The 5,103-nt window shown below is 58.4% G+C and carries 3 protein-coding genes and 2 pseudogenes; 1 reads left to right on the top strand and 4 read right to left on the bottom strand.

What is annotated here, in order from left to right; genetic code table 11:
* On the bottom strand, window positions 1-375 hold a 375-nt coding region (locus AXF19_RS14575), incomplete at its 3' end, for a hypothetical protein (RefSeq protein WP_172837370.1).
* Between the two features lie 99 nt (window positions 376-474).
* Between AXF19_RS14575 and AXF19_RS15865 the strand changes: the two are divergent.
* Window positions 475-606, top strand: a pseudogene (locus AXF19_RS15865) (secretion protein HlyD); the annotation flags it as partial.
* Between the two features lie 82 nt (window positions 607-688).
* On the opposite strand, the gene AXF19_RS07595 reads toward AXF19_RS15865, so the two are convergent.
* The 3 genes and pseudogenes from AXF19_RS07595 to AXF19_RS07585 form a co-directional block, all read right to left on the bottom strand.
* Window positions 689-2,914, bottom strand: a complete 2,226-nt coding sequence (locus AXF19_RS07595; protein ID WP_066847141.1) for an alpha-galactosidase — start codon at window positions 2,912-2,914, stop codon at window positions 689-691.
* A gap of 19 nt (window positions 2,915-2,933) precedes the next feature.
* Complete coding sequence (locus AXF19_RS07590) at window positions 2,934-3,956, bottom strand: LacI family DNA-binding transcriptional regulator (protein ID WP_066847138.1); 1,023 nt, start codon at window positions 3,954-3,956, stop codon at window positions 2,934-2,936.
* A gap of 15 nt (window positions 3,957-3,971) precedes the next feature.
* A pseudogene (locus AXF19_RS07585) lies at window positions 3,972-5,103 on the bottom strand (UDP-glucose--hexose-1-phosphate uridylyltransferase); the annotation flags it as partial.

Genomic DNA, 5,103 nt, shown 5'->3' with positions numbered 1-5,103 from the left:
TCCGATCAATACGATCACGCGTGCCGTACGCACATCGGGGCGCTCCCCCTGCGTTACGAGCTGCACGCACTCCGCCGCAGCTGCTGCCGTCGGATCAAACTGCCCCGGCAGGGGTTCGATTGCGAACATGTGCGCATCGGAAAAGAACGGCAATGCATCCTCATAGACCGTATCCACAGGCGGATCGGCGAAGACGATATTCCGCACCTGTGCGAACTCCTCCGCGCTCAGTCCCTCTATGTCATAACGCGTGATGATGCGCACGGCGCGCAGTTCTGTCAGTCGGAATGTCTCCACCAGATCGTCACAGAGGCGCTGTGCGGGTATGTCGAAATACCCCTGCCGCTTCTCCACAAAGATTCGTTTGACAGCCATAGGAAGCCTCCTTCTTGAACGCTATTTCCCCACATTTTATTTTATCGGAAGTTAATCAAATATGCAAGGGAATCGCTGATAAAATGAAGTCCGTCAGATTTGCGCAGATTTTTTCGTCCGAACGAGGAAGCAAACCGGACGCATAGCAAGGGCTATGTGGAGGATTTGCTGACAAAGTTCGGGCAAAAAAGATGCGCTAAGATGGCGCGGCTGAATTTATCAGTGCTTCCCACGATTGATTCTTCATACAAAAACGGGACTGTTGCACGAAGCTAGAAAACTTCATGCAACAGTCCCGTCCCACTATGAAAAACTATTCAACTGCCTTCAGCACATAGATGCGCGAATCAAAGTCTGTGGTCAGTCCATTCTCTGCATTCGGCTCTCCCGCCGTACCGTCCGTCGTGATGAGTCCGTAGTTCATCAGCTCATCACCGTAGCAGCATGCACCGCTGCGGCTGTTCTCGTAGAGCACATCCGGCAGGAGCCCCGCAAGACGTACACGCTCGAAACGGTAGTTCACGCGGTTCAGCGTGCGGTACCAACCGACGATCGCCGTCTTCTTGTCCGCGCTCACGCTCATCCACACCGTTACATTTCCCTCAAAGGGACTTTGCAGGCGGTAGAATGTGCCGAACTGGAGGATCTCACGGTACTCCTTCATAAAAGCGACCTGCTCCTTGACCTCGGCGAGCTCCTCCGCAGTCAGCTTGTTGAGATCGAGCTCATATCCAAACGTCCCGAAGTACGCCGTATTTGCGCGCGTATGCAGCGGAGTCATGCGGTTGACCTGATGGTTCGGGACAACGGAGACATGGCTGCCCATGCTGCTCACGGGGTAGCACATGGATGTTCCGTACTGGATCTTCTGCCGCTCAACGGCATCGGAGTTGTCGCTCGCCCACGTCTGCGGCGCATAGTAGAGCATCCCGGGATCGAAGCGGTTACCGCCCGAGGCGCAGGACTCAAAGAGCACATGGGGGAAGTTCGATGTCAACCGCTCGTACAGATCATAAAGTCCGAGGATGTAGCGATGGAACACCTCGCCCTGCTGGTCGGCGGGCAGCGCGTGCGACCAGCACTCCGTGATGCTGCGGTTCATATCCCATTTCACATAGGAGACTTTGCCGCTCGCGAGAATCGCCTCCATCTGCCCATAGATATTATCGACGACATCCTTACGCGAAAAGTCGAGCACGCACTGCGAGCGCCCGAGCGACTTGCGCCGCCCCGGCACGGAGAGCACCCAGTCCGGATGGGCACGATAGAGGTCGGAGTCCTCGTTGACCATCTCGAGCTCAACCCAGATGCCGAACTTCATGCCGCGCGCCTCGATCTTCTCCGCGAGCCCGTCGATGCCGTTCGGCAGACGGTCGCGATTGACCGTCCAGTCCCCAAGTCCCGCATAGTCGGACGTGCGTGCGCCAAACCAGCCGTCGTCGAGCACGAAGAGTTCAATGCCGCACTCTGCCGCCTTGTCCGCGATTGTGAGCAGCTTCTCCTCCGTAAAGTCGAAATACGTCGCTTCCCAGTTGTTGATGAGGATGGGACGAACCTTCTCGCGCCACTGCCCGCGCACAAGACGCTTTTGATAAAGTCGATGATAGGTCTGACTCATGCCGTTGAGTCCCGCATCCGACCAGACGAGCACCGCCTCGGGGGTCTGAAACTCCGCACCAGGTTCAAGTTTCCAATCGAAATCCGTGCTGTGGATGCCTGCCTGCAGCCGCGTCACGCCATGGTTGTCGACCTCTGCGAGCATCTCGAAATTGCCGCTGTAGACGAGGCTCATCGCAAGCACCTCGCCCTGCGTTTCCGTCGTCCCGCGCCGCAGGAGTGCCGCGAACGGATTGTACTGCCCCGAGGAATGCCCGCGGCGGCTGCCGATTGCCGTAATACCCGTTGCAAGCGGACGGATCTCGATGTGGCGCTCACGCGTCCACGCCCCCGTCAGCTCCATCCAGTCGTATTCCGTATCGGGCAGATCGATCGACATGCTCATGACCTTTTGCAGGTGCAGCACTTCCTGCCCATCGTTGCTATAGCGCACACTGCGCGCAATCGCACCGCCCTCGGCAAAAATCGTGTAGAGGAGTTCCGCACGCAGCCCCGTGACCGCATCCTGCACCTCAACGATGAGTGTCTTTGCCTCATCATCCGACTCCACGTAGGTCGCGGGCAGACCCGCGAGCTTCGGCTTGCCGTCCACGATACGATGCGCTGTGTACTGCATATCAAGGATGCGGCTGCCGTTCTCCTGCAATACGTTCAGCGCGGGACGGCGAAAATCCGACGAGCCGTAGGTCGGCAGCTCCTGCCGAATCGCATCCAGAGAGTAGTCGCGGCAATCCGCAAAGACGCACGCCGACATGCCGCGATGGACGCGCTCAAAGAGGTGCTCAAAGCCCGTGCGGTCGCGCAGCACTTTTCCGTAGTAGAGCGATCCAAGCCCGCCGTGGGGCAGTACCATGAAGATGTAACTGATGGAATCGTTGAAGAGATGAAAGACCCTGCCTTTCTCATGATAGATGATATTCATTTATATCCCCCTTCGATTGCTATTCATTTTCCTCCACGCGAAAGCCCGTCGTCTCACGCTCAACCACGGTATTGGCAAGCACGACATTCTCCGTCACGTTCTCCTCGATCTTCTTCAACATGAGGCGTGCCGCCTCCCGCCCGAGATCGCCCATATGCTGATCGATGGTTGTGAGCTTCGGTGCGGTATATTGGCTGAGTGCCGTGTTGTCGTAGCCGATGACCGAGATGTCCTGCGGCACGCGCCGTCCCATGCGCTGACAGGCGTTGACCGCCCCCATCGCCATGAGATCGTTGCAGCAGAAGATCGCCGTCGGTTGTAGGTCGAGCATCATATCCATGAGAATGAACATGGTGTTTTCCACCGTCTCGATGCGGTTGCCCTCGCCGACGTTTACAATGTCCTCCGGATGGAACGCCCCGCGCTCCCGCATGATCTCGCGGTAGACCTTCTCCTTGATGCGGTAGGAATCACTGTTCTCGCCCTGCACAAAGAGGATGCGCTCGTGCCCGTAGTGAAAGAGATGCTCGAGCGCCGCACGCGCCCCGCCGCGCTGATCGCTCGTCACATACGAGATGCCCGCAAGCTCGCGCGCGCTGTTGACAAAGACCAGAGGCAGACGCGCCGCCGTGTTCTCGTAGAACTCCGAGACTGCCGTCTCCGTATTCGGACTGACGACAATAACCCCCGAAACATTGCGTGTGATGAAGTCCCGCACACACTCCTCCTCGCGTGCCGCATCGTTCTGCGCACACGCGAGGAGCAGAGAGTACGAGCTCTGCCGCAGATGCTCCTCGATGCCGTCGAGCACCTGGGCAAAGAACATATTGTCAAAACTCGGTACGACGACGCCGATGCTCGAAGAACGCTGCGTGTTCAGCTCGCGTGCCTGCAGATTCGGCAGATACTCCAGTTTCTTGATGGCGTTCTCCACCTTGAGCCGCGTCTTTTCACGCACGGGATAGTTCCCGTTCACGACGCGCGAAACCGTCGCCACAGACACCCCCGACTCCTTCGCCACATCAACGATCGTCGCTTTCATTCTATCTTCTCCCTGTTATACGCCCGCTATGCTTTCAATCCAGCGGTCGAACGCCGCCATCCCCGCCGCGTCACGCTTGAACACCCCCGCGTGCGTGAGCACCTCCAGGAACACCTTGCCGATCTCGTCGCGCAGAATCCCATCGACATTTCCCTCTGTGACCGCCATGTGCGCCGCACGTACCGAGCGATACCAGTCCGCATGTTTTTCGATGTCCGCAATTCCCGCAATGTCCGCCGTTCCCCGCAGCAGCTCCGCACGAATCTGCTCCATCTCCGATTTGAGACGCGCGGGCAGGATCGCCAGCCCCAGCACCTCGATCAGACCGATGTTCTCCTTCTTGATGTGGTGCACCTCCGCGTGCGGGTGGAACAGCCCGAGCGGATGCTCCGCCGTCGTGCGATTGTTGCGGAACACAAGGTCGAACTCGAAGTCCGTACCGCGCCGCCGCGCAATCGGCGTAATCGTATTATGCGGCGCGTCCGTCTGTGCCAGAATATCGACAGATGCATCGCTGTACGTGCGCCATGCCGCGAGAATCGCCGTCGCGAGGGCGATAAGCGCCCCCTTGTCCGAGGACGTGAGCCGCAGCGTCGACATCGGCCACTTCACACGCCCCGCACGTACCTGCGGATAGTTCGCAAAGGTATATTCTTGCTCCACCGCCGCGCGCTCCATCGCAAACGTATAGCGTCCGCCCTGATAGTGGTCATGCGAGAGGATTGACCCGCCCACGATTGGCAGATCGGCATTCGAGCCCGCGAAATAGTGCGGAAAGACCTCGAGAAATGCCGCCAGATTCTCGAACGTCTCGCGCGAAATCACCATCGGCACATGATCGCTGTTCAGTACAATGCAGTGCTCGTTGTAGTAGGTATAGGGGGAATACTGTAAAAACCACGGATGTCCCGCGAGGTCCAGAGGAATGAGACGATGCGTCTCGCGTGCGGGGTGGTTCACACGCCCCGCATAGCCCTCGTTCTCGCGGCAAAGCAGACACTTCGGGTAGCCTGCCGCCTTCGCGAGTTTCGCCTTGGCGATGTCGCGCGGATCCTTCTCCGGCTTCGAGAGGTTGATCGTCACATCGAGCTCGCCGAACTACATCCGCAAGGCGCGTATCGACAAGAACATCGCGTGGAAGACGGCG

Source organism: Selenomonas sp. oral taxon 126 (assembly GCF_001683335.1).
In the GTDB taxonomy this organism is placed as follows: domain Bacteria; phylum Bacillota; class Negativicutes; order Selenomonadales; family Selenomonadaceae; genus Centipeda.
This window is presented reverse-complemented; position numbering and strand designations above follow the sequence as displayed.

Coding starts and splice junctions, on each gene's coding strand:
- AXF19_RS07595 (WP_066847141.1), bottom strand. CDS start 2,914: ATGAATATCATCTATCATGAGAAAGGCAGGGTCTTTCATCTCTTCAAC.
- AXF19_RS07590 (WP_066847138.1), bottom strand. CDS start 3,956: ATGAAAGCGACGATCGTTGATGTGGCGAAGGAGTCGGGGGTGTCTGTG.